Raw genomic sequence first — 25,125 nt, 5'->3', positions numbered from 1 at the left:
AGGTTGCTATGCAACAGTTATTCTTTTGTAAACTGCTGTTCTAGTTTTATTGCCTTAGGGAATAAAATATTGTTTTCTAAATGAATGTGAAGATGCAAATCTTTTTCAAACTCGTCCAACATCGCGAAGGTTACACGATAAGTGTTACACGCGTCGGCGGGCGGATTGTAATTATTGGTAAGCTCTGCTATTTTTCTAAAACGTTCGCCTTCGTTATCGTGTTCTTCCATCATCATGGCAATGGGATTTTCAACCGTTCCAAAATGTGGTGCTTCCACTCCACCTTGATTGATTACTGCCGAAACCATTTTCTTTACAAAAGGAAACAGAATCAATTCCTCCTTTTTCATGTGGGCGGCCAACTCTCCTGCCGAAGCCGTAAAAAGTTCATTAATTTGAAACAGTTCAGGATGCCTTTCTCCATGCACTCGGCATAACTTATCTAAAAATTGACGCAACACCGGTACTTTTTCTTCCACGTACCTGTGATGTTTCTTTTCAATATAATCTACCAACAAATCCACGGGCCAAGATTTATAATCGATAGATTGGTCGGTTTTCGAGTTTAGCAAAGCTTCAAGTTCATCCAATAATTGATTGGCATCAATCCCTTTTTTATTACAAACCTCTTCGATAGTTCTGTGCCCTTTACAGCAAAAATCGATACCGTATTTGCTAAAAATAGCAGCTGTTCTATAATCATCGGCCACAAATTGACCGATTTGTTTTTGGGTGTTATTGCTTAATATTTCCATAATATTATTTATTTCGGATGTTTTTATCCTATTTATATTCAAATTTTTTTAAACCCTTAAAAATGAGGTCCCAGATTTTATGTTAAGTGCTAATTCTTCTAAAGTGGTATTTTCTAACATCATTTTCAACTCTTCCCTAACCCCTTTAAATTTATCGTGTACCGGGCACGGGTGGTTTTCATCACATTTTTCCAGCCCCAATCCGCAACCACTATAAATACTATCGCCGTCAATGGCATTTACTATTTCGGCCAATTTAACCTTGGCTATTCTATGCTTTTCTATTTCAAAACCGCCGTAAGCCCCTTTTATGGAATTTATTACGTTGTTTCTAACCAGTGCCTGTAAAATTTTGGCAGTAAAAGCTTGGGGCGAATTAATTTCGCTTGCAATTTCTTTGGGGCTTACACGTTGCCCCTCATAAGATTTGGTTGCAATAAATATGGCCGCCTTTATACCATATTCACAAGCTTTTGAAAACATATTGATTATTTATTTCGAAACAAATTTAGAAAGAAATTTTAAACAGGACAAATTTATCTTTATTAAAATTCAATATTTATTTTTAAACCACACTTTTTGCCATTCTCGCCTTAGGATTAAAAACGAAACGTCTTCTGAAAGTTTTAGTACATCTTCCCCATCCAAAGCTTTAACGGCATGCTCCGAAACATCGATAATATAAAGTAAATTGAGGTATTCGGTAAATTTTTCCTGAATGAGTTTATAAACCGTTTCGTGAAGCATCAATTTTAAACTGGATGGCAAAATATCCTCATGGAAATCTAAATCGATATTAGCCAAAAGAAAATCTTTATTGAGCTGAAAAATTAGTTTTTGGTAGAGGTTGCACTGATTGGCTTCCTCAATCAAATCATCAAAAGTTGCAGGTAATTGCATTATACAGTGCGGTTCATTAAACTTAAACCAAAACGTTTTAAAAGTTCTTTTTTCTCTTCTGAAACATTCAGGATTTCCAAGGTTTTGAATGCTTTTTGTGTGTATTCATCAATCGCTTTTTTTGTAACTTCAGCAGAACCCGACGATACAAAAGCCTTTTTCGCAACCTCTATTTTAACATTGGTATCTTTTGGGGTTTCCGAAAACAAAGCCATTAATTCTTCCCTTTCATTTTCATTTGAAAACTCCAACGCCTTCAAATACAAATACGTTTTTTTGTTTTCAATAATATCGCCGCCCACTTGCTTCCCAAAAGTTTTGGGGTCTCCAAAAGCATCTAAGTAGTCGTCCTGCAGCTGAAATGCAATTCCCAAATTTCTTCCAAACTCATAAATGGCTTGCTGGTCTTCATCTGAAGCTTTAGCCACAATCGCTCCCATTTGCAGCGCAGCCCCAATTAAAACGGCCGTTTTGTACCCAATCATTTTTAAATACCCAGGGACTGATACATCGTTTCGGGTTTCGAAATCCATATCGTACTGTTGGCCTTCGCAAACCTGCAATGCCGTTTTGCTGAACAACTTGGCCAGTTCCAGGAACGTATTTGGCTCATAATTTTCAAACAATTGGTAAGCCATAATCAGCATGGCATCGCCCGAAAGAATCCCCGTATTTACATCCCATTTTTCGTGCACGGTTTTTTGGCCTCGACGCAGTGGAGCTCCGTCCATAATATCGTCGTGCACCAACGAAAAATTATGGAACACTTCAATACTTAATGCGGCATTGAGGGCTTCTTTATAATCTCCGTTAAAAATCTCGGCAGCCATTAATGTTAACACTGGTCGCAAACGTTTCCCCCCTAAATTTAAAATATAACCAATAGGGCGGTAAAGGTTTTCGGGTTCTTTTGTTGTGGCGTATTCTTTTAAATAAGCAACAAAATGTTGTTGGTAATCTTCTATTGAAAGCATGTAACAAAAATCGGTTTTTGTCGTCATTATACAAAGTAAAAAACAACAATATTAAATTATCGTTAAAACTCAGGAAACTTTTTTTGTTTTTAAAGTTTCCTGTTGTACTTTTGCCTCGAAATTATGAAGGAAGATATTTTAAAAAGTGCTGTTGATTTATTTTTAAACTATGGGTTTAAAAGCGTTACCATGGACGACATAGCCAGTGCCCAAGGCATTTCAAAAAAAACCATTTATCAATATTTTGAAAACAAAACGGTTCTCGTTGAAGAGGCCGTCATGTATTTGTTCCAAACCATTTCCAGCGGCATAGAAGACATTCGCGACCTAGAGAAAAACCCCATTGAGGAAATTTTGGAAATCAAAGAATTCTTGATGCAACATCTAAAAGATGAAAAATCGTCGCCCCAATATCAGTTGGAGAAATACTACCCAAAGATATTTAAGGACATTAAAGAAAAACAATTTTGCGTTATGGAAGATTGCGTAGCCTGTAACCTAGAGCGTGGCGTAAAACTTGGCCTATACCGAAAAAATATTAACATCGATTTTATCTCCAAAATCTATTTTACCTGTATGATGGCCCTAAAAGACAAAGAACTTTTCCCTTTAAATAATTACTCAATGCTAACACTCAACAACAATTATTTAGAGTACCATTTGCGCGGTATTTGCACCCCAGAGGGCCTTAAACAATTGGATCATCATTTAACAACAAATCAATCATAAAACATGAAGCACAAACTCATTTTAATCTTTGGTTTTCTATTGGTAGTAAAAGGATTTTCGCAAGAAACCCCAACCCGATTCTCACTACAGGAAGCCATAGATTATGCCTTGGAACATAATCGAACGGCCAAAAATGCCGCCCGCGACATTGAAGCCGCCGAAAAGCAAAAATGGGAAACCACAGCAACGGGTTTGCCCCAAATTGATGCAAAAATTGACTACCAAAACTTTTTAAAACAACAGGTATCGCTAATTCCTGCAGAGTTTTTTGGAGGAAACCCCGGCGAGTTTCAGGACGTTATTTTCAGTCCGAAACAAAACATGACCGCTACAGCCACCTTAACCCAAAAGATTTTTGATGGTTCTTACATTGTTGGGCTGCAATCGGCAAAAGTATATCTACAGATTTCAAAAAATGCCAAGGAAAAAACCGATCTTGAAGTTAGAAAAGCGGTTATTGAAGCCTATGGCAATGTGCTTATGGCCGAAGAAAGTGTAAATATTTTACAACGGAATATTGAAACTTTGGAAAAAAACCTGTTCGAAACCCAAAAAATTTACGAAAACGGATTGGAAGAACAGGAAAGCGTGGAACAGCTTCAAATCACCCTTTCGGGCGTGCAGAGCAACCTAAAAAATGTAAGCCGCTTAAAAGATTTAGCATATCAAATGCTGAATATCAACTTGGGTCTCGATATTAATAACCCCACGGTGTTGACCGATAAATTGGAACAATTAACAGCACAAAACATTACCTTGGATTTGCTCGCAACTGATGAAAGCATTGAAAACACCATCGATTACCGTATTGCAGAAAACGACACAAAATCGAAAGAGTTGCTTTTAAAACTCGAAAAAAGCAAAGCGCTGCCTACTTTAAATTCATTTATAAATGGAGGGTATTCGGGTTTTGGCAATGAGTTTAATTTTGCCAACAGCGACCAAGATTGGTTTGGTTTTTCTTTACTAGGTGTAAGTTTAAACATTCCCATTTTCAGTTCATTGGGCAGAAGTGCCGCTACACAACGTGCCAAAATCAATTTGGAAAAAGCTAAAGACGACCTTACCGAAACTGAGCAAAAAATCAGGTTGCAAATTGCTTCCGCGAAAAGCGATTACCAATATGCCGTTGAAGATTACGACAACAAAAAACAAAACCTAAACCTTGCCGAACGTATTGAAGCCAAAAACCAAACCAAATTTTTTGAGGGTGTGGGCTCCAGTTTCGAGCTTAGGCAAGCACAAACACAACTCTATTCGGCGCAACAGGAATTTCTTCAGGCCATGCTCGATGTTATCAACAAAAAGGCTGCTTTAGAAACCGTGCTTAATACCATTAACTAATCACCAATCAAAAAAAAACACTAAAAATGAAACATACATTTTCTTTAATCATAATCGCGCTGCTTTTAGTATCCTGTGGAGGCGAAGCCAAAAAAAACTCTGTTGAAAACGTTTTAGAAAGCAATAATTTAGAAACCATTCGCCAAAAACGCGCGGAATTGGTTAATGAACAAGAAATGACCAACAGCAAAATAAAGCAGTTGGACGACGCCATATCAAAATTAGATACGGTAAGACACGTACCGTTAATCACAACATTTTTGGCAAAGCAGGAAGTTTTTAAACACGTTCTGGAAATTCAAGGTAACGTTACCACAAAAAACCTTTTAGTAATCACCCCAGAGTACAACGGTATTTTAACACAGGTTTACGTAAAAGAAGGACAACGCGTTAACAAAGGACAACTCCTTGCAAAAATAGATGATGGCGGACTTAGCCAACAGCTGGCTCAATTGCAAATTCAGGCCGATTTGGCAAAAACTACCTTCGAGCGCCAAAAGCGTTTATGGGAACAGAACATTGGTAGTGAAATTCAATATTTACAGGCTAAATCGAATTACGAAGCGCAACAGGAAACAGTCAACCAACTTAAAAAACAAGTGGCAAAAACTAGTGTAACCGCTCCATTTTCTGGTACTATCGACGATGTTATCACCGAACAAGGTAGCGTAGTTGCAGCTGGGCAAACCCCTTTAATGCGCTTGGTAAACCTTAACGATATGTACATTGAAACCAGCGTACCGGAAAGCTACATCCCCGATGTCACCAAAGGAAAACACGTTGTGGTCGAGTTTCCTATTTTGGGCAAAAGCGTTGAAACCGAAGTGCGCCAAGCCAGCGACTACATCAATCCGGACAACAGAACGTTTAAAATTGAAGTGGGCATCCCCAATAAAAACGAAAACATCAAGCCCAACTTAACAGCAAAACTGAAGATTAACGATTACACCAATAACGAGGCTATTTTGGTACCGCAGAGTATCATTTCAGAAAACGCCAACGGCGAGCAGTACGTTTACACCATTAAAGATAAAAACGGAAACGACGAAGGTGTTGCCAATAGAGTGATTGTAAAAACGGGCAAAACCCAAGGCGATGTCATTGAAATTTTAGAAGGCGTTAGCAATGGCACCGAAATTATCAAAGAAGGCGCTCGAAGCGTAAAAGACGGACAAACCGTTAAAGTGATTAACTACTAACCAGAAGACTAATGACTAACAAAAAGAACAAAAAACAAGTCGATAAAGAATTTGGTTTGTCGTCGTGGGCCATCAACAACAAAACCACGATGTATGTACTTATTGCTGTATTCTTCTACATTGGCGCTTCGGCATTTTTCGATATGCCCCGAGAAAATTTCCCCGAAGTAAACGAGACTAAAATCTACGTGAGTTCGGTATTTCCCGGAAATACGGCGGAAGACATTGAAAAACTAATTACAGACCCGCTTGAAGACAAGTTAAAAACGGTGAGTAATGTGGTAGAAATCACCTCAACTTCGCAAGAAGATTATGGGATGATTATGGTCGAGTTCGATGAAAACATTACCGTTGAACAAGCCAAACAAAAGGTTAAAGACGAAATTGACACAGAAACCTCTGGTGAAGATTGGCCAACCTTTAACGGCGCAAAAGTAGAGCCCGATGTGTTTGAGTTGAGCCTTTCGGAAGAAATGCCCATTTTAAACATTAATATTTCTGGCGATTATCCTATTGAAAAACTAAAGGAATACGCCGAATACCTTCAAGACGAAATTGAAGATTTATTGGAAATTAAAAAGGCCGATATCCGTGGTGCACAGGAAAAAGAAGTTGAAGTAGCGGTTGATATTTACAAAATGATGGCTGCCAAAGTAACCTTCAGCGATATTATTGGCGCCATAAATAATGGCAACGTTACCATGTCTGCCGGAAACTTAAAAGCCAGTGGGCAACGACGCACCATCCGCATTTTAGGCGAAATAGATAAGCCTTCCGATTTAGAAAATTTTGTTGTAAAATCAGAAAACGGAAACGCCATTTACCTAAAAGATGTGGCGCAAGTATCGTTTAAAGAAGAAGACAAAACTACTTATGCACGCGAATACGGTGAACCCGTTGTGATGCTCGACGTAAAAAAACGTGCCGGAAAAAACATGGTGGCTGCGGCCGAACAAATTCAAGTTATTGTTGAAGATGCCATTGAAAACGTATTTCCGCAAGACTTAAAAGTAAGCATCACCAACGACCAGTCTTCCGTAACCATTGGTCAGGTGGACGATTTGGTAAACAACATCATTTTCGGGGTACTATTGGTAGTAACCGTTTTAATGTTCTTTTTAGGATTTAAAAACGCCATTTTCGTTGGTTTTGCCATCCCCATGTCTATGTTCATGTCGCTCATGATTCTGAACATTTTTGGCTATAGTTTGAATACCATGGTACTTTTTGGCTTAATTATGGGCTTAGGCATGCTTGTGGACAACGGTATTGTGGTGGTTGAAAACGTGTACCGACTGATGGATGAAGAAGGCATGAGCCGCATTGAAGCCGCCAAAAAAGGAATTGGCGAAATCGCCTTTCCTATTATTATTTCTACGGCAACTACGGTAGCTGCTTTTATTCCTCTGGGGCTGTGGCCGGGAATTATGGGTGAATTTATGATGATTTTACCCATCACCTTATCCATTGTTTTAGGGTCATCATTATTCGTGGCTATATTTTTCAACTCGGTATTGGTTTCACAATTTATGAATACCGAAGACAAAGACATGCCTCTGAACAAAATAATCAGAACTACGGTTATCATGGCCGCTATCGGTATACTGGTATTCATTACAGGTGGCGAGTACCGTGCATTGGGAACACTTATGGTATTTACCGCCATCATGCTTTGGGTGTATCGATTGTTTTTAAGAAAATGGGCAAACAATTTCCAGACCAAAACTTTGGTAAAGTTGGAAAGATGGTACGAAAGTCAGTTACGATGGGCGCTTTCAGGTAGAAAACCGTATTTTTTAAGCGTCGGCATATTCCTGTTGCTCATTGTTTCATTTATCACTTTCGGAATTTCACTGGCAACGCAACGAACCAAAGTGGAGTTTTTTCCGGACAATAAGCCTAACCAGATTATTGTTTACATTGAATACCCGCAAGGTACGGCCATCGAAAAAACCAATGCCATTACCAAGGAAATTGAAAAACGGGTTTATAATGTTATCAGTCAAGATCAATACCAAGACAACGGCTACAACTTTTTGGTAGAGAGTGCCGTTTCTCAAGTTGGTGAAGGCGCCGGAAACCCTCAAACCGACGGCGGTTCTGCTGCCGAAATGCCACATAAAGCCAAAATTACGGCTTCCATGCGCGAGTACAAATACCGTCGCGGGGAAGATAGTGAGCTGTTGCGTCAAAAAGTACAGGAAGCCTTGGTGGGCATTTATCCAGGTGTTTTAATTTCGGTTGAAAAAGATGCCAACGGTCCGCCAGCAGGTTCGCCCATCAATATTGAAATTGAAGGTAACGATTACAACGAATTGATTGCCGTGGCCGAAAACATGCGCGAGTTTATCAACACCAAAAATATCCCGGGAATTGATGAGCTTAAAATTGATGTGAATAAAGACAAACCATCGATGCAAGTTTCGGTAGACAGAGAAAAAGCAGGTGAATTAGGAGTAAGCTCAGCCCAAGTAGGCCAGCAATTGCGAAACTCCATTTTTGGAGCTAAAGCCGGAATTTACAAAGAAGGTGGCGATGATTACGACATTTACGTGCGTTTCAACAAAGACAACCGATACAATACCAGTGCACTGTTCAACCAGAACATCACTTTTAGGGACAATACTGGGCAGTTAAAAGAAATTCCACTTTCAACAGTTTCAAAGTACGAAAACACTTCTGGGTTCAGTGCCATCAAGCACAAAGATACCAAGCGTGTGGTAACGGTGTATTCGGCATTGGCACCGGGCTATACCGATGCCGGGGCCATTGTAAACCAGATTCAAAACGAAATGAAAAGTTACGAAGGTCTTCCAGAAGGCATCAAAATTGATTACACCGGACAGATTGAGGAACAGAACAAACAAATGGCCTTTTTAATGGGAGCGTTTTTTACTGGTCTTGGGTTGATTTTCTTTATTTTGATTTTCCAATTTAACTCCGTTTCAAAACCTGCCATCATTATGTTGGCTATTTTCCTGAGTTTTATTGGTGTGTTTGGCGGATTGGTTATCACCGGAAAAGCCTTTGTTATTATGATGACCATGGTGGGGATTATTTCACTTGCCGGAATCGTGGTAAATAACGGGGTGGTGCTGCTCGATTACGCACAACTGCTGATTGACAGAAAGAAAGCTCTTAGAGATTTGGACGACGACCAATATTTAACCAACGAAGATCTGTTTGAAAGCATTGTAAAAGCAGGAAAAGCACGTTTGCGTCCGGTGTTACTTACAGCCATTACCACCATACTAGGGTTAATTCCATTGGCTATTGGTTTGAACATCAACTTCTTTTCGCTGTTTAAAGATTTTAACCCCAACATTTACATGGGTGGAGATAATGTAGTATTTTGGGGTCCGTTAGCATGGACAGTAATTTACGGATTATTAATTGCTACTTTCTTAACACTAATAATTGTACCCGTTTTGTTTTTCCTTTCAATGAAATTGAAAATGTGGTTATTTAAAAATCGTGTTGCCAAACAGGAAGAACCTCTTAATGAAGAAGTTTTTAATATGGATAAAAGGCTAGAGTAACATCTAGTCACAGTTTAAAGCAACAGCTTTTAGTTGCTTTAAAGAGATCCTTTTTCTTAGATAAAAAAGGATTAGTTAATAGCGAAGAAAAGCCCCGACAATTGTTGGGGCTTTTTGATTTTTTCAATGAGTGGCTAAAACTTTTATCTACCCTATTGTAATTACAAAACAGAATAAAATCGCTTTTAAACCATTATATTAAATAACATTTAAAGCTCGACCTACTTTGGTGAAAGCTTCAACGGCTTTATCGATGTGATTTGTATCGTGCGAAGCGGAGAGCTGCACTCGGATTCTAGCCTTATCTTTGGGCACAACCGGGTAGAAAAAAGCTATCACATAAATACCTTCGTCCAACAATTGTGCAGCAAATTCCTGTGCCAATTTAGCATCGTACAACATCACCGGAACAATGGGATGTTCACCAGAAATGATATCGAATCCCGCTTCGGTCATTTTACTTCTGAAACGCTTGGTATTGTTCTGTACTTTTTCAATTAAATCGGTTGAAGTTTTCAACTTATCAAGTACAGCAATTGAAGCTCCTGCAATGGCAGGCGCCAAAGTGTTGGAAAATAAATATGGTCGGGATTTTTGTCTTAGCATCTCCACTATTTCCTTTTTAGCCGCCGTAAATCCGCCGGAAGCACCTCCAAGGGCCTTTCCGTAGGTTCCGGTGATGATGTCTATCCTGCCCATAACCTCCCTAAACTCATGGGTGCCGCGACCTGTTTTCCCAATAAATCCTGTAGCGTGGCACTCATCAACCATCACCATGGCTTCGTATTTTTCGGCCAAATCGCATATTTTATCAAGCTGGGCAATGGTGCCGTCCATAGAAAACACGCCATCGGTAACAATCAATTTTCTTCTCGCTCCCGAAGCAGCTTTCAACTGTTCTTCCAAAGCTTCCATGTTATTGTGCGAATAGCGATACCTTGCCGCTTTGCACAACCGGATCCCATCAATGATAGACGCATGGTTTAATTCATCTGAAATTATGGCGTCTTCTTTTGAAAGAATGGGCTCAAAAACCCCACCATTGGCATCAAAAGCAGCAGCGTAGAGAATACAATCTTCCATGCCTAAAAACTCTGCGGTTTTTTGTTCCAATGCTTTGTGGATATCTTGCGTACCACAAATAAACCGTACCGACGACAGGCCAAAACCATGCGTTTTCATGGCTTCAATACCAGCTTCAACCACATCTGGATGTGATGATAGCCCCAAATAATTATTGGCACAAAAGTTAAGTACTTCACCACCAGCCGTGGTCTTGATTTCGGCGCCTTGTGGCGTAGTAATTATGCGTTCCTTTTTATAAAGTCCAGATGCTTTTATGTCGTTCAGTTCGTTTTCAAGTTGTTGTTTAACCGTTCCGTACATATTTCTAATATTTTAATGATTATAGACTGTTTTTTATGTAGCCATCTTCTCCCTTTGTTCAATTTAACATTTTGAGCCTTTAAAAGCGTATTTTTTTGATTTTCCATGGTATATCCCTTATTAATTCCGAGATAAAGCCAACCAGTTTATAAAGATAAATTTAATTTACTGATTTGACAGTCCATCTTGGAGAGAAAGTTTTATCGATTCAAACAACCTTTACCTGCGTTCATTTATATGTTTTCATTCATTAAATAAAATGCTTAAAAACAAAAAACCTGCAAGCCAAATAAGTATTTCGCCTACAGGTTTTTAAAATTCAACAAACTACAGTTTATATCTCAACCTGATGAATAATCATTAGGCTGTAAATAAACCTTGTACTATTTGGCAATGTTAATTATGATTACCATCCTGGGTTTTGGTTAAGGTTAAAATCTGGAATAATTGAAGTGTCTTTAATTGGAATAGGGAAAATAAGAAACTTGTCTTGCCATGCATTACGTCTTTCTGTTACAAAACGCTTGTAATCAAAATCATTTCCGTTTTTAATAACCTCCATACCTGTTACCAACTTGTCAGTTTGATCAAGTATTTTCCATCTTCTTACATCCCAAAAGCGATGTTCTTCGATAACTAGCTCTACTCTTCGTTCGTTCCTGATTCGCTGTCTGAATTCGTCTTGCGACAAACCAGTTCGTAAATTTGGCATACCGGCTCTTTGCCTAATGGCATTAATGGCATTGTAAGCCTCTGTTGTAGGCCCATTGGCTTCATTCTCTGCTTCTGCATAATTAAGATAGATTTCTGCTAAATGATATTTTTTCCATCTTGATTGAGCTTTTTGCCTATTTTGAAGCTTAGGGTCATGAAACTTTCTTAAGTAGTATCCTGTGTGGGTATTCTTTTTATTTGGAGGTGTTTTTTTAAGCGCATCTGCTCCTCCTGCAAAAGTTTCCACCACATGAATCCTTCCTGCGATATTGTCGTAAAGCGCACCGTTATACCAAACAGTTGCGTAAAACCTAGGATCTCTCCCTTCATAAGGATTATCTGGATCGTATCCTGATTCTGTGTTAATTATGGGTTCTAGGTGATCTTCATCGTTGTAACCTAAAATAGCTGGTTCTCCAGTTGCTACCATATCATAGCTATCCACCAATTCTTGGGTAGGAGTCACCCCTACCTTAAACTGACCTGGCATGCTAGGTAATGCGTTTGTGTTTCTAAAGCTAGGGTGCCCATTGGTCATTCGTTCAAATATGGTTTCTCTATCTCTTGGAGATGGGTTCACGTCGGATCTTGAGAAAAAATACTCTTCATAATCAGGGAAAAGCTGATACTCACCTCCTTGTGTTAATGCATCCAAAGCCTCTTTTGAAGCAGTTGCAGCAGCTTGCCATTTAGCGGTATTGTTTTCAGGATTCCATAGTGGGCTAGCATTGTAAAGCAGAGCTTGCGATTTTACTGCATGAGCCACAGCCTTGCTAAACCGTCCTCGTTCTGGCTCTAGTGTTATCCTAATTGGTAAATTTGGATTGGCTATAGCTTCATCACAATCATTTACTATAAAATCGATACACTCCTGGAATGTAGGCCTAGTTAATGATGTATAATCGAAAGCCGGCGAAAACGGTTCATCGACTATTGGCATTGGTCCATATTGTTTTATCAACTCTAAATAATAAAATGCTCTTAGTAATTGTGCTTCTGCTTTGTACCTTTCTCTATCTTTTTCGGCGCTAATATTGGCAGTTTCAATATTTGCCAAAAATACATTAGCATTTCTTATTCCTGTCCAGAATGTATTGTAATGATTTTTTCCGTGACCAGCAGGGCCATTTTCCAAAGGGTTGAAGCTGGGCGTCATGGACCCAGTTATCCAAATATTCGCAATATTACCGGGTGTATTCCCTACATCGGCATCTTGGCATTCATCGGTAACTCCTGCCAAAAATGTAAAAAAGTGATAATAATAAGAATAAGACGGAATGCTGGAATAAACAGTATTTAAATATGCTTCAGTATGGTTTTCGTCTTGAAACACATCATCTAAGGTTAACCTGCCATCAGGTGTTATATCCAATGCTTTGTCGCAACCCAGTATGAGTGCAGCACTAACTAGTATGTATAAAAATTTATTTTTCATTTTTCTATTTTATTTTTAAAATTTTACATTAACCCCTAAACTGTAAACTTTAATAAGTGGATATGTAAGTCCGTTAGCAGCTTCAGGATCGTAATTTTTGTTTGGTAATTTATCCCAAGTTATCAAGTTTAAACCATTTACGTACAGCCTCATGTTTGCCACACCTTTTAAAGGTACTCGGTATCCTATTTCTAGGTTTTTTAACCTCACATAACTGGCGTCCCTAATAAAAAAGGAGTTTTCTTTTTCACTGGGAGAAGGCTCTGTACTTAATCTAGGAAAACCGATGTGTTCTCCATTTGCAGCACGCTCGGGCGTCCAACTAGACAAATGTTGGCTAAAAAAGTTGTTTTGCCCGCTGGCGTAAGTACCTCTACCTCTATAAAACTTGTCTACATTAGCAACACCTTGAACCAACACACTCAAATCGAAGTTTTTATAAGTAGTACTTAACCCCAAACCGAATGAGGTTTCGGGTACGGTGGAAGCACCTATAGGAGCAATATCTCTTTGATCAACAACACCATCGCCGTTAAGATCTTTATATTTAAAATCTCCCGGTCTGGACTCATGCCCTCCAACAATTTGTTCTGGCGAGTTATCGATTTCTTCTTGGGTTTCGAAATATTTTTCAACTACATACCCAAAATTCTGCCCAATTCTGTAACCTGTTTGCCTGTACCTGTATGCATAATCTTCTGGGAGCAAGGGTTCATCTGCAAATTTTTGCTTGTTTGTAGCGTAACCAACAAATGCCCTTCCTCTAACAAAAAAGTCTGGCGAAAATGCTTTTTTGTAATTAAGTTCTACCTCAAATCCTTTGTTCTCTACAACACCAATGTTAACAGGAGGCAAGGTTCCGTTGGGCAATCCGTTTAGAATTGGAATGGTTCCTCTATTCCTTAAAATATTGTCTCGATTTTCAGTAAACACATCCACTATTAAATCAAATGCATTTAAAAAGCCCATTTCAAAACCAATATTTACTTTTTTGGCTACTTCCCATTGTAACTCTCCATTTTTCAGCTGGTTGATCGCTATTCTTCGTCCTTCGTTCAAACTTGAAGAATATCCTCCTCCGTTTACTGAAATATCATCCAGGTAAAGGAACCTGTCGTTTCCAATACGGTCATTACCTACCTCACCGTAAGATCCTCTAATTTTTAATCGATCTATACCTTTTACATTCCAAAACTTTTCTTTTGAAATTAACCAACCGGCAGAAACAGCTGGAAAAAAGCCAAAACGTCTTCCAGGTGCAAACTGTTCCGACCCGTTATAACCAGCATTAAATTCAAAGAAATACTTACCATTGTACCCATACGTAAACCTTGAGGACACCCCAATAAGGTTATAAGGCAGCTGTTCATTGATTATTCTTTTCTGGTGCTGATAAAGCACAAGAGCACTAACATCGTGCTTTTTAAAAGACCTCTTATAATTTAAATATGCCTGGAAATTGGAAAAACTTTGAAACGACCGGCTTCCGGTAATGTTAAGAGGGGTTTCTACATCGTCAGAAAAATTTCTATAGTAAATCGTATCTTTTCCCGTCGTTGTTTGTTCTATAACTTGAACTTCACGCACATAATTTTTATTGGCATTTAAATTATTGGTAGCTCTAGTATCAAAAGACATTACTGCCTTGGCCGACAATCCTTTAGTGATAAAGTCCAATTTTTGCTCTATTCCAAAAGTAGAGGTTATATTGTTTCGTGTTTGCTGTCTATACCCCGTTCTGTTAAGCAGACCGTATGCTGGGTTAGGAAGTTCAGGAGTTGTTACTACAGCACCACTTGGAGATGTTGGCCCAGGCACATTTGATGGTATATCTAAAATGCCCGCCAATATATTAACAGATGGGGAGGTACCTCCTTGTCCTGTAGATGCTGTACTCACAGAAAATGGCGAATTCTGTTTTTCAACGTAACCAGCCAAGTTTAAAAATGCTTTTAGACCTGGGTTTACCTGCATATCAATATTAGACCTAAAATTATAACGATCTAACTTAAAACTAGGATCGTAATCTAGATTCTTTTCAGTTCTAAATAACCCTCCTTGATTTAAATACCCTGCATTAACATAGTACTTAACAGCCTTACCTGCACCAGAGATATTAAGATTTACCCTCTGTTGCTGAGCAAAATCTTCCATTAAAAGACCTGCCCAATCGGTATCGGGATATCGTTCTGGATCAGAATGTGTTCGGTATGCCTCCAACGCTTCGGCTGAATAAGCATCTCCTAAGCCGTCATTGTTTTGAGCCAAATTTCGCAACGTGGCAAATTCAAAAGCGTTTACTGGTTTTGCTACTCGAGTAAAACTCTGAACACCCGACTCTACCGACAAATTAACCTCTGGAATTTCAGAACTTCCGCGCTTAGTGGTTACCAGAATCACACCATTTGCACCTCTTACACCAAAAATAGCGGTAGATGACGCATCTTTTAAAATGGTTACCGACTCTACTTCGTTTGGATCCATATAGGTTAAATCACGCTCTACCCCATCTACCAAAATAATTGGAGATCTAGCATTGATGGTACCTTGCCCCCTAATAAAAAGCTGGGTAACGTCTCTCCCCGGTTCACCAGAAGTCTGAATGGACGTAAGCCCAGGTAATCGTCCAGCTAGCGTAACTGCCAGGTTTGCCGCTGGACTTTGCTTAAGTTCTTGTGTGCTAATTGAAGAAATAGCGCCTGTTACGGTTGCTTTTTTCTGTTCACCAAAGCCCACAACAACAACTTCGGAAAGTTGTTCACTGTCTTCTTGCAACTTAAAATCAATTTCCACTCGTCCTCCAACTGCTTCCTCAACCGATTGATAACCTATATAAGAAACGCGCAATACAGCATCTGCTGCGGCTTTTAGGTTATAATTTCCATCAAAATCGGTTACTGTTCCCTTAGTTGTGCCTTTCACCATAACCGTGGCCCCCGGCAAAGGCAAATTACTTTTCTCGTCAAGAATAACTCCTTTAACTTCAAGGAGCTCCTGTCCATATATTGAGCCGCACCAAACCGTGCTCAATAGAAGCATTAAATAAAATTTTGTTAGTTTTTTTCGCATTAGTCTGTTTTTTATATTTACAATAGTTGGTAAAACATCATCTTAACATAGAGCTTAGAAGTGTGGATCTACAAACAACCCTGCAGTTAATTGATATTTTTGGTTAATTTTTGGTTAAATTATAATTTCTAAAACCTTGAGGCATCCTGCCCTTTTGGGTATAAATGAAAAACCATAAGCTTTACCGGGCTTCACAAAAAACATTAAACAACTAAAAAACAAATAGTTAACACCTGAAATTAATGCTTAAAATATTTTTTTTTGAAAATTCAGGAACAAAGCTTTTAGTCCCTCAAAATTGAAGCACTAAAACATTCGGTTTTCTTCAGGTGAATTATCAACAAGATAAAAGTGAATGAGCCAGCCCCCAATAGTATAGACAGGATTAAACAGGATGCTAGTATTTTCTATATAGATTAATTTTAGTGTTTGTAAAAGCGACACTCTTTTATGGATGAGGTTATAACTTACTTACCTCCCCAAGAAGTCTCTGAATGATTATGCTAAATACAACAACTTTATAGACAAGAATTAATATAACAACTACTATTTGCCATGATAAAAACAAATGATTACGGATTAAAGTTTAGTTTAATACTCATGAAGTTCATACCACCAATCCTTATACTTCTTTTTTTTACAAATTGTGCCCAGAATAACATCCATAAAGTTCACCATAGTGTTAACATAAATCAGCTTTACACATCGTATTTAAACTTTGATTGGCAAATAGAAGGACTAAAAAAAAATAAGCAAAGTGCTTACCAAATTATTGTGTATGCCCAAAACCCAAACACAAAGAACACCGCCAATGTCATTTGGGATTCTGGCAAAACAGAAAGCAAACAACAGGCAAGCATACCTTACTCCGGGCCACGTTTAAAAGGTGGATCAACTTATTTATCTGAAGTCTTAATTTGGGACGAAAGCAATACCGTTTCCAAAAGCGAACCACAGCCATTCATAGCGCCTTTAAAATACCCTGAAGACTGGAAAGCCAATTGGATTACTTATGATTATGTGCCCGAGGCTGCTTTACCCATATTTAGAAAGTCATTTGAAATAAACCCGAGCACACCCATTGATTTTGCACGATTACACATTGCCGCACCTGGGTTTTATGAAGCCTACATTAATGGCAAAAAAATAGGAAAGAATGTTTTAGATCCGGCACAAACTAATTATGACGATTATGTTTTTTATTCGACTTATGATATTCCTGTAGAACAGTTCACCCCCTCAAACGTTATGGGTGTAATGCTTGGAAACGGTTGGTACAATCAAAACTTAGTTTGGTCAAAAGCCATGGCTTACGGCCAGCCAGTTTTCATTGCCCAATTAGAAGTACATTATACCAATGGCCAAAAAGAAATTATTGAAACCAATAGTTCCTGGAAATGGCACGAGGGGCCAATAACTTTCACAAACATATACGCCGGCGAACACTATGATGCCAGAGCAGAAGTAGAAAATTGGCTAAGCCCCAACTTAGATGCCACTGGGTGGATTAATGCCAAACCATCAAAAAATCACCCCACAAAAATCATAAAACAATTTGCCCAACCCATAAAGGTTATGGACAGTATTGTTCCCAAAAAAATTAAGTCTTCAGAGAATGGCTCTTATATTTTTGATTTTGGGCAAAACTTTACCGGATGGGTAAAATTGCAAGTAACAGCTAACAAAGGCCAAGAAATAACTATGCGCTTTTCTGAAGAGCTAGATAAAAAAGGGCAAATGGACTTTAGATCTACTGGTGTAAAGGCCACAAAAAATATCCAAACTGAAAAATACACGGCAAAGGGCACTGAAATGGAAACTTGGGAACCTCGATTTACCTATCATGGTTTTAGATATGTAGAGGTTTCTGGATTAAACAAACAGCCATCTAAAGACCTCTTAACAGGTATGGTGGTTTACTCTTCAATGAATGAAACGGGGCAATTCCACTCGTCTGAACCAAACATTAATAAACTGCACGAATTAACCAATTGGACATTAAAAAGTAACTTACAAGGCATACCCACAGATTGTCCGCACCGAGAAAAATGCGGATGGACCGGTGATGCCCATGCCTTAGCAAAAACATTGATCTATAATTTCGATGCCCAAAAATTCCTAACAAAATATATATTCGATATGAGGTCTTCTGGGCGTAAGGCCCAAAGAGAGCTTTATTTTGGAAGAAATTTTCATGACCGTAGCATTATTACAAAACCAAAGGGCATTACCACCATGATTGCTCCAGGCAGAAGGACAAGCGGTGTAGCCTCTCCCGATTGGGGAACAGCCATTGTTCAACTACCATGGTATTTGTATTTGCATTATGCAGATAAAGCCGCCCTTAAAGCATTCTACCCAGACATGAAAACTTGGGTTGAGTATGTTCATGCCAAAAACGAAAATGGCATAATACCCCACGGCTTAGGCGACTGGTGCCCTCCAGGCGGCAATGTGAACATTGATTGCCCTGTTCCTATTAGCTCGTCTGCCTTCCATATTCTTGATGTGTCTATAATGAAAAAAACAGCTGCCGCATTAGGTTTAATAGATGATGAAAAGCATTATTCAGAAATGGAAAAAAATCTTATTTTAAGTTTCAATCAAACTTTTTTAAACAAAGAGTCAGTAACTTACGGCAGCCAAACCGCTAATAGTTTGGCTTTAGACATAGGAATTGTACCAGAGCAATACCAAACTGGCGTAGCCAAGGCCATTGTTGATGAAAGCCACAACAAATTTAACGGATTTTTAAATACTGGCATTTTTGGTATCTCTAGAATTTTTAAAGTATTGTGCGAAAATGGTTTTGAAGACGAAGCCTATAGACTCCTTTCGAAAAAGGGGAACCACAGTTTCGAAACCATGTGGCAACACTACGATGCCACCACTTTATGGGAAATACTTCCAACCAGCACTGATGATGAGCTTTACGATGTTTTAATGCTTCGTTCGCACAACCATCCCATGCAGGGCGGGTTTGATGCTTGGTTTTATTCTGGTATTGCAGGCATCAACCCTTCTGAAGAACAACCTGGATTCGAAAAAATTATACTCAAACCCTATTTAACAAAACAATTGCAGTATGCTGAAGCCTCTTACAACACAAAATACGGGACTATAGAAAGTAAATGGAAAAACGAGAACGATACTTTTATATGGGAAATCCAAATCCCTAAAAACAGCTCTGCAGAAGTATTTCTTCCTACTTATGGCAAGAACGTTTCCTTACTTATAAATGGAGAGAGCGTAAATTTGAATGTTTCAAAAAGCATGTTCTCATCAATAGGAACTTTTGAAGATGGACATTATATTATTGAAATGACACAAAAAAAGAACTAACAACCTGCAAAAGCGCAGCCAAGTACATTTAAATTTTTGTCATCAATTAACCGAGGCGCTAATAACATTCTATTTAGCACAAGTTCGACATAACCATTTATCCTTAAACCACATCATTAGCAAATTAATGGACTGTATCAAGTTGAGCGGATTGAAACCGAATTGAATTCTCGTTTTTCTCTCCTTTCAACTTGTGCTTTACAAGGTACTTTAAAAAACATTTTTCTTTTCAACCAATCAAGGCTACAATAGCCTATTTTATTCAAAATACTGGCGCAAACACTGAATTTTTAAAAATAGATCTCACGTTATTTAATATCTTATCGAGATAACACCAACTTTAAGCGTGTCAACAATCCTATAAAAAGCCCCTAGATTAAAAATTAATCTAGGGGCTTCCCATTTTAGTCTATCTATAAAAATTATATCAAAACTATATCATTAAGTCAAAAATTTAATTGAATTAACGTTTCAGGTAAATTCACTCTAATTTCATTACTTCACTTCCTGCTAACAAAAAGGCTCCTGTACCATAGTTTTGCCAACTCTTTGCGCCAGCCCCAGTTGGTGCATCTCCAATATTTTGTACCCAACCTACCATACCGTTTTCTTGCTGACAATCTTCAAGTGCCTCCCATGCCTTTTGTATCGTTGGCATGAATTCTTGTTTAGAAAGCAACTTGTTGTTAACTCCCCACGCTAAAGCAAATGTAAAAAATCCGCTACCACTCGTCTCTCCATGAGTATAAGAATCTGGATCTAAAAGACTCGTTCTCCATAAACCATCTTCAGACTGGATCGATTTTAATTTAAAAGCCATTTCTTTAAACAAATTTTCATAAAAAGCTCTGTGTTTATAATCTTTGGGCATATCATCCAAGACTAAGGCTAACCCCCCTAAAACCCATCCGTTCCCTCGAGACCAAAATATTTTTCTTCCATTCTCGGCTTTTTTATCATTTTTATCTCCCTTCCAGACAAAGCGGAGGTCTCTTGCAAAAAGGTGCTCCTCCTGATCATAAAGTAAATTATACGTTTCCATATAATATTTATGCATTTCATCTAAAAAAGAAGAATCGTTTTTATACTTGGAGTAACTCGCCAAAACAGGAGGTGCCATAAACAGGGCATCGCACCACCACCATAAAATATGGGTTAAACTGTCTTTAGGGCCTTGTCTCCATGGGTTGGGTTCAAATAAGTGTTTATCAATAAAAGTGGTGGATGGCTCTAAGTTCACCAAATCCTTTCTCGTGCCGTCTATGTATAAATATGGATAGACAATGGCAATATCGTCTGCATGATGGTAGCGTTTAAGCGTTTCCCACTGGTTATTATATCCCATGGTTTTTAGAGCTGCAAGAAATATTTGATTTTTAGTGGCTTGATGGGCACGCACCACCCCTGTATAATAGGCACCATTGGTCCAATCTGTTGGAGAAATGGCAAAAATAGGATGTTGTTCCTGCCATTCTAAAGCCTTTACCATTTTATCTTCTATGCTTGCACTCTGCGAAATTAATTTGCAGGACGTTATGGCCAATACCCCAAAGGCAACCAATGCTTTTAAATACACTTTTTTCATTATTCTTAATTTATCTTTTAATATTAAACCGTACTCCAAAAAAACAAAAACAAAACACGTTATCCATCCTGTCCCTTACAGGTTAGAACAGCAACCCTATTCCACAGGATACTTTATTTTATAAACCATTTTATATTGCACATTAGTTTATTACTAAATAAAAGTAAAGTAAATAATTATGAAACTGATTAAAATTAACGCCTTTAAAATTACTTTAGCTGTAATGGCCATAATGTGCACTTTCAATTGTTCTAACTCCAAAAAACACCATGTACCTTGGAAATTATTGATTGATGGCAATACAACCAATGGATGGCATATTAAAGGAGGTACAGCCACATACAAAGTTAAAGATGGCGTTATAACAGGAACTACTGTAGCAAATACCCCAAATACGTTTTTATCAACCAATGAATTTTACAGCGATTTTATACTAGAATTAGAATTCTTGGTTCCCCAAGGCATGAACTCGGGCGTACAAATAAGGAGCAATAGTTTTCCATATTACCAAAATGGACGCGTACATGGTTATCAAGTTGAAATAGATCCCTCAAAACGGGCTTGGACTGGAGGTATTTACGATGAAGGCAGAAGAAAATGGCTAAACCCATTAAAAGAGAATACAAAAGCACAACAAGCGTTTTCGCAAAACGAATGGAACCATTTTCGAATAGAAGCTATTGGCGACACCATAAAAACATGGATAAACAATGTACCAGCATCCTTTTTAATTGATGACAAAACGGCTTCTGGGTTTATTGGCCTCCAAGTACACCGTATTTTCGAAGAAAATCAAGCTGGAAAAAATATCTCTTGGAGAAACATTAAAATTCTAACTGAAGATTTAGAGAAATACACCAAAAACACCCCTTTACAACCTGTTGTAACCAAAAACCAAATAACCATGGAGGAAAAACGCACCGGTTGGAAACTGCTTTGGGACGGAAAAACTACCAAAGGTTGGCGAGGTGCCAAATTAGACTCATTTCCAGAACAAGGCTGGCAAATTAAGGATGGTGAACTTATTGTTCTTGCCTCGGGCGGTGCCGAATCTGCTGCAGGCGGAGACATTGTTACCGAAAAACTATACGGCGACTTTGAGTTAAAAGTAGATTTTAAGTTAACACCCGGAGCCAATAGCGGTATAAAATATTATGTCGATACCGAAATAAACAAAGGCCCTGGGTCTTCAATAGGGTTAGAGTATCAAATTCTAGATGACGCCCTGCACCCAGATGCAAAATTAGGAAGCCATGAGGGCAGCAGAACAGTTGCTTCCCTTTACGACCTAATCCAGGCAGATTCTATTAAACCAATTAACCGGATAGGCCAATGGAATACTGCTCATATCATCTCAAAAAACAACCATGTAGAGCATTGGCTTAACGGTACAAAGGTTTTAGAATATGAGCGCGGTAACGATGTCTTTAAAAAATTAGTTTCAGAAAGCAAATACGAAAAATGGCCAAACTTTGGGCTGCTAGACAAAGGCCAAATATTACTACAAGACCATGGAGACCGTGTAGCTTTCAGAAATATTAAAATTAAAACTTACTAAAACATGAACTCTCGAAGAGATTTTATTAAAAAGACAGCATTAACAGGGGCAGCTATAACGCTCACTAATTCGGCCATGGCGATGTCTGCTAAAAGTTATAACAAGATTATAGGTTCAAACGAACGTTTAAACATTGCCATTGTAGGCTTGGGTCGCAGACTTCCAGCTTTTAAGGAACCCATCGCTCTAAAAGAAAGTAACGTTAAACTATCTTATTTATGCGACGTCATGGAAAGTCAACGCCTAAAAGCCCATAAAGATTTCAAAAAAATTATTGACTACACCCCTACACTAGAAAACGACTTAAGAAAAGTTTTAGATGACAAAAATGTAGATGTTATAATAAATGCCACACCAGATCATTGGCACACCCCTGGTTCCATTATGGCCATGCAAGCGGACAAACATGTTTACGTTGAAAAGCCCTGCAGCCATAATATGAACGAAAACGAACTACTCGTAAAAGCATCAAAACACTACAATAAAATTGTACAAATGGGAAATCAGCAACGATCTTCTGGGCATACCGTTGAGATTATTAAAGAAATACATAACGGAGTTATTGGAGAACCATATAAGGCTGTTGCTTTTTACAATAACACCAGAGGCGAAGTACCACTACAAAAGCCCGCACCAGTACCAGCAGGCTTAGATTGGGACTTGTGGCAAGGGCCCGCCCCACGAAGGAAGTACACCTCAGAAACATGGAACTATAATTGGCACTGGTATGGCTGGGAGTATGGAACGGCCGAAGCTGGAAATAACGCCACACATGAGTTGGATGTTGCACGTTGGGCTTTACAAACCGATTTACCAAATCATGTATACGTAGAAGCCGAAAAACGGCATTTTGTAGAGGATGGCTGGGAAATGTATGATGATATGGAAGCTACCTTTAAATTTCGAGACAATAAAATAATAAAATGGGACGGCAAGTCCAGAAATGCCTATGGCACATATGGCCCTGGAAGAGGTACTATTATATATGGAACTAACGGGGCTGTTTTTGTTGACAGAAGCAAATACATTCTTTACGATCGTGGCGGTAATATCTTGAAGGATAGCGAATCTGAAACAAACGAGTCGGGAACAGCTTTAGGTGGAGGCGGGCAGACTTCAACCAAACATGTTCAAAACCTTTTTGATGCCATTCGAGGCAAATCGCCACTAACGGCTCCCATAGAAGATACCAGTATTAGCATGGCAATGGTGCATTATGCCAATATCGCATTCAGAATAAACCAAGCTTTCGATATTGACGATAAAACAGGGTTTATGTACAACAGAGCAGCTATGGCGTTGTGGGGTAGAAATTATGAAAAAGGATGGGAAATACAATTTTAACATGAATAGAAGAAAATTCTTAATAAACGGAACAGCAGCATCTATAACACTAGCGGCCAGCACAACCATTTTAGCTCAAGTAGCAAGCTTTTCCAACAAGAAAATAAATATAGGTATTATTGGCACAGGAGCTAGAGGCGCTGGTTTAATACCCTTTATAAACGAAATAGAAAACCTGAATGTTTACGCCTGTTGCGATGTTATTCCATTTCGATTAGAACAAGGGCTAAAAAGAGCAGGAAATAAAACAAAAAGTTACACCAATTATAAAGACCTATTAAAAGACAAAGCTATTGATGCTGTGATAGTAGCCACTCCATTCAGCACACATTCACAAATAGCTATCGATGCGGTTTCTGCGGGCAAACATGTGTATTGCGAAAAAACCATGGCAAAAGGATACAACGGCATCAAAAAACTAATAAACAAAGTAAAAACCTCAAAGGTTATATTCCAAACTGGCCATCAATACCATAGCTCTAGGTTATATACTCATGTTGTTCAACTAATAAAAGAAGGGAAGGTAGGTAAAATAGCGGCCTTTGAATGCCAATGGAATCGAAACCACTCTTGGCGAAAACCTGTACCCGAACCCAGCCTAGAGCGAGCCATCAACTGGCGTATGTACAGGGAATATTCTGGAGGCCTTGTGGCAGAATTATGTTCGCACCAAATAGACTTTGTTAACACTGTTTTAGATGCAAACCCCATTCAAGTTATGGGAACAGGAGGTATCGATTTTTGGAAAGACGGACGTGAAACTTACGACAACATCCACCTAACCTATAGTTACCCCAACGGCATTGAAGCTAAATTTTCGTGTATTTTGAGCAACGCCAAAGACAGGTACCAAATAAAAGTAATAGGAAATAAGGGAACCTTAATTCTAACAACCACTTCTGCAAGGTTTTATCCAGAGGACGAAAAATCAAAAAAAGCTCCCGTTATAAGCCAAGATGTAGATGGCGTATCGGGCGCTACCATGCAAAAAGATGAGGTTGCTTATTATGAACCTATAAACATAACTCACGAAAACCCTAGCAAACAAGCGCTACTCGATTTTAGAAACAGCATTTTAGATAATACAACACCCGTTTCAAACGTAATTACCGGAGCAAGGGCTGCTTACTGCGTACAAATGGGGATAGATGCCATGCGAAATAATAAAATCGTAACATGGAATTCTGAATTTGGAGTATAAATTTTTGCTATGAGTTTAAAGTCGTTACCTAATTTCTAAACACTACAGAAG

Annotated in this window: 16 protein-coding genes; 8 read left to right on the top strand and 8 right to left on the bottom strand. The window is 38.6% G+C overall.

The genetic code is table 11. From position 1 onward, the window contains the following. Positions 1–17: 17 nt before the first annotated feature. The 4 genes from ric to HC176_RS02995 form a co-directional block, all read right to left on the bottom strand. Positions 18–755, bottom strand: a complete 738-nt coding sequence (ric, locus tag HC176_RS03010) for an iron-sulfur cluster repair di-iron protein (RefSeq protein ID WP_167916713.1) — start codon at positions 753–755, stop codon at positions 18–20. 48 nt (positions 756–803) lie between these two features. Further along, complete coding sequence (locus HC176_RS03005) at positions 804–1,238, bottom strand: RrF2 family transcriptional regulator (RefSeq protein ID WP_167916712.1); 435 nt, start codon at positions 1,236–1,238, stop codon at positions 804–806. Positions 1,239–1,307: 69 nt separating this feature from the next. Then, entirely contained in the window at positions 1,308–1,655 is a 348-nt protein-coding gene (locus HC176_RS03000) for a hypothetical protein (protein WP_167916711.1), read from the bottom strand. Then, on the bottom strand, positions 1,655–2,629 hold the full coding sequence (locus tag HC176_RS02995; protein ID WP_167916710.1) for a polyprenyl synthetase family protein: 975 nt from the start codon (positions 2,627–2,629) through the stop codon (positions 1,655–1,657). Before HC176_RS02995 ends, HC176_RS03000 begins: the two co-directional genes overlap by 1 nt. 123 nt (positions 2,630–2,752) lie before the next feature. Here HC176_RS02995 and HC176_RS02990 point away from each other — a divergent pair, with 123 nt between their 5' ends. Genes HC176_RS02990 through HC176_RS02975 form a run of 4 tightly spaced genes read left to right on the top strand, consistent with a single transcriptional unit; the run spans position 2,753 to position 9,440 of the window. After that, positions 2,753–3,358 carry a TetR/AcrR family transcriptional regulator gene (locus HC176_RS02990; RefSeq protein ID WP_167916709.1) on the top strand — a complete coding sequence of 202 codons (606 nt, stop codon included), beginning with the start codon at positions 2,753–2,755 and terminating at the stop codon, positions 3,356–3,358. Between the two features lie 3 nt (positions 3,359–3,361). Continuing rightward, positions 3,362–4,702 carry a TolC family protein gene (locus HC176_RS02985; protein WP_167916708.1) on the top strand — a complete coding sequence of 447 codons (1,341 nt, stop codon included), beginning with the start codon at positions 3,362–3,364 and terminating at the stop codon, positions 4,700–4,702. Between the two features lie 26 nt (positions 4,703–4,728). Next, positions 4,729–5,901 (top strand): efflux RND transporter periplasmic adaptor subunit, encoded by a 1,173-nt coding sequence (locus tag HC176_RS02980; protein WP_167916707.1) that lies wholly within the window; start codon positions 4,729–4,731, stop codon positions 5,899–5,901. 11 nt (positions 5,902–5,912) lie between these two features. After that, on the top strand, positions 5,913–9,440 hold the full coding sequence (locus tag HC176_RS02975) for an efflux RND transporter permease subunit (protein ID WP_167916706.1): 3,528 nt from the start codon (positions 5,913–5,915) through the stop codon (positions 9,438–9,440). Between the two features lie 198 nt (positions 9,441–9,638). Here HC176_RS02975 and kbl read toward each other — a convergent pair whose 3' ends face one another. The 3 genes from kbl to HC176_RS02960 form a co-directional block, all read right to left on the bottom strand. After that, positions 9,639–10,826, bottom strand: a complete 1,188-nt coding sequence (gene kbl, locus HC176_RS02970; protein ID WP_167916705.1) for a glycine C-acetyltransferase — start codon at positions 10,824–10,826, stop codon at positions 9,639–9,641. Positions 10,827–11,232: 406 nt separating this feature from the next. Beyond that, the gene (locus tag HC176_RS02965) at positions 11,233–12,975 is read right to left on the bottom strand and encodes a RagB/SusD family nutrient uptake outer membrane protein (RefSeq protein WP_167916704.1); all 1,743 of its coding nucleotides are present in this window, start codon (positions 12,973–12,975) and stop codon (positions 11,233–11,235) included. A gap of 15 nt (positions 12,976–12,990) precedes the next feature. Continuing rightward, entirely contained in the window at positions 12,991–16,044 is a 3,054-nt protein-coding gene (locus tag HC176_RS02960) for a SusC/RagA family TonB-linked outer membrane protein (protein WP_167916703.1), read from the bottom strand. Between the two features lie 555 nt (positions 16,045–16,599). Between HC176_RS02960 and HC176_RS02955 the strand changes: the two genes are divergently transcribed. Beyond that, positions 16,600–19,386, top strand: coding sequence for an alpha-L-rhamnosidase (locus HC176_RS02955; RefSeq protein ID WP_167916702.1), 2,787 nt, complete (start codon positions 16,600–16,602; stop codon positions 19,384–19,386). 481 nt (positions 19,387–19,867) lie between these two features. On the opposite strand, the gene HC176_RS02950 is transcribed toward HC176_RS02955, so the two are convergent. Further along, positions 19,868–20,971 (bottom strand): glycoside hydrolase family 88/105 protein, encoded by a 1,104-nt coding sequence (locus HC176_RS02950; protein WP_209309644.1) that lies wholly within the window; start codon positions 20,969–20,971, stop codon positions 19,868–19,870. Positions 20,972–21,149: 178 nt separating this feature from the next. On the opposite strand from HC176_RS02950, the gene HC176_RS02945 reads away from it, so the two are divergent. Genes HC176_RS02945 through HC176_RS02935 form a run of 3 tightly spaced genes read left to right on the top strand, consistent with a single transcriptional unit; the run spans position 21,150 to position 25,074 of the window. Beyond that, a complete protein-coding gene (locus tag HC176_RS02945; protein ID WP_167916701.1) occupies positions 21,150–22,529 on the top strand; it encodes a 3-keto-disaccharide hydrolase in 1,380 nt (459 codons plus the stop codon). 3 nt (positions 22,530–22,532) lie between these two features. Further along, on the top strand, positions 22,533–23,873 hold the full coding sequence (locus HC176_RS02940; protein ID WP_167916700.1) for a Gfo/Idh/MocA family protein: 1,341 nt from the start codon (positions 22,533–22,535) through the stop codon (positions 23,871–23,873). 1 nt (position 23,874) lies between these two features. Then, a complete protein-coding gene (locus tag HC176_RS02935; RefSeq protein WP_167916699.1) occupies positions 23,875–25,074 on the top strand; it encodes a Gfo/Idh/MocA family protein in 1,200 nt (399 codons plus the stop codon). Positions 25,075–25,125 lie beyond the last annotated feature (51 nt).

This window comes from Tamlana crocina (assembly GCF_012037625.1).
Note: the sequence above shows the minus strand (reverse complement) of the source record. Positions and strands in the feature narration are given on the sequence as shown.

Bases quoted from the DNA above. Each gene is read 5' to 3' on its own strand.
- ric (WP_167916713.1), bottom strand. From the start codon at position 755: ATGGAAATATTAAGCAATAACACCCAAAAACAAATCGGTCAATTTGTG.
- HC176_RS03005 (WP_167916712.1), bottom strand. From the start codon at position 1,238: ATGTTTTCAAAAGCTTGTGAATATGGTATAAAGGCGGCCATATTTATT.
- HC176_RS03000 (WP_167916711.1), bottom strand. From the start codon at position 1,655: ATGCAATTACCTGCAACTTTTGATGATTTGATTGAGGAAGCCAATCAG.
- HC176_RS02995 (WP_167916710.1), bottom strand. From the start codon at position 2,629: ATGCTTTCAATAGAAGATTACCAACAACATTTTGTTGCTTATTTAAAA.
- HC176_RS02990 (WP_167916709.1), top strand. From the start codon at position 2,753: ATGAAGGAAGATATTTTAAAAAGTGCTGTTGATTTATTTTTAAACTAT.
- HC176_RS02985 (WP_167916708.1), top strand. From the start codon at position 3,362: ATGAAGCACAAACTCATTTTAATCTTTGGTTTTCTATTGGTAGTAAAA.
- HC176_RS02980 (WP_167916707.1), top strand. From the start codon at position 4,729: ATGAAACATACATTTTCTTTAATCATAATCGCGCTGCTTTTAGTATCC.
- HC176_RS02975 (WP_167916706.1), top strand. From the start codon at position 5,913: ATGACTAACAAAAAGAACAAAAAACAAGTCGATAAAGAATTTGGTTTG.
- kbl (WP_167916705.1), bottom strand. From the start codon at position 10,826: ATGTACGGAACGGTTAAACAACAACTTGAAAACGAACTGAACGACATA.
- HC176_RS02965 (WP_167916704.1), bottom strand. From the start codon at position 12,975: ATGAAAAATAAATTTTTATACATACTAGTTAGTGCTGCACTCATACTG.
- HC176_RS02960 (WP_167916703.1), bottom strand. From the start codon at position 16,044: ATGCGAAAAAAACTAACAAAATTTTATTTAATGCTTCTATTGAGCACG.
- HC176_RS02955 (WP_167916702.1), top strand. From the start codon at position 16,600: ATGATAAAAACAAATGATTACGGATTAAAGTTTAGTTTAATACTCATG.
- HC176_RS02950 (WP_209309644.1), bottom strand. From the start codon at position 20,971: ATGAAAAAAGTGTATTTAAAAGCATTGGTTGCCTTTGGGGTATTGGCC.
- HC176_RS02945 (WP_167916701.1), top strand. From the start codon at position 21,150: ATGAAACTGATTAAAATTAACGCCTTTAAAATTACTTTAGCTGTAATG.
- HC176_RS02940 (WP_167916700.1), top strand. From the start codon at position 22,533: ATGAACTCTCGAAGAGATTTTATTAAAAAGACAGCATTAACAGGGGCA.
- HC176_RS02935 (WP_167916699.1), top strand. From the start codon at position 23,875: ATGAATAGAAGAAAATTCTTAATAAACGGAACAGCAGCATCTATAACA.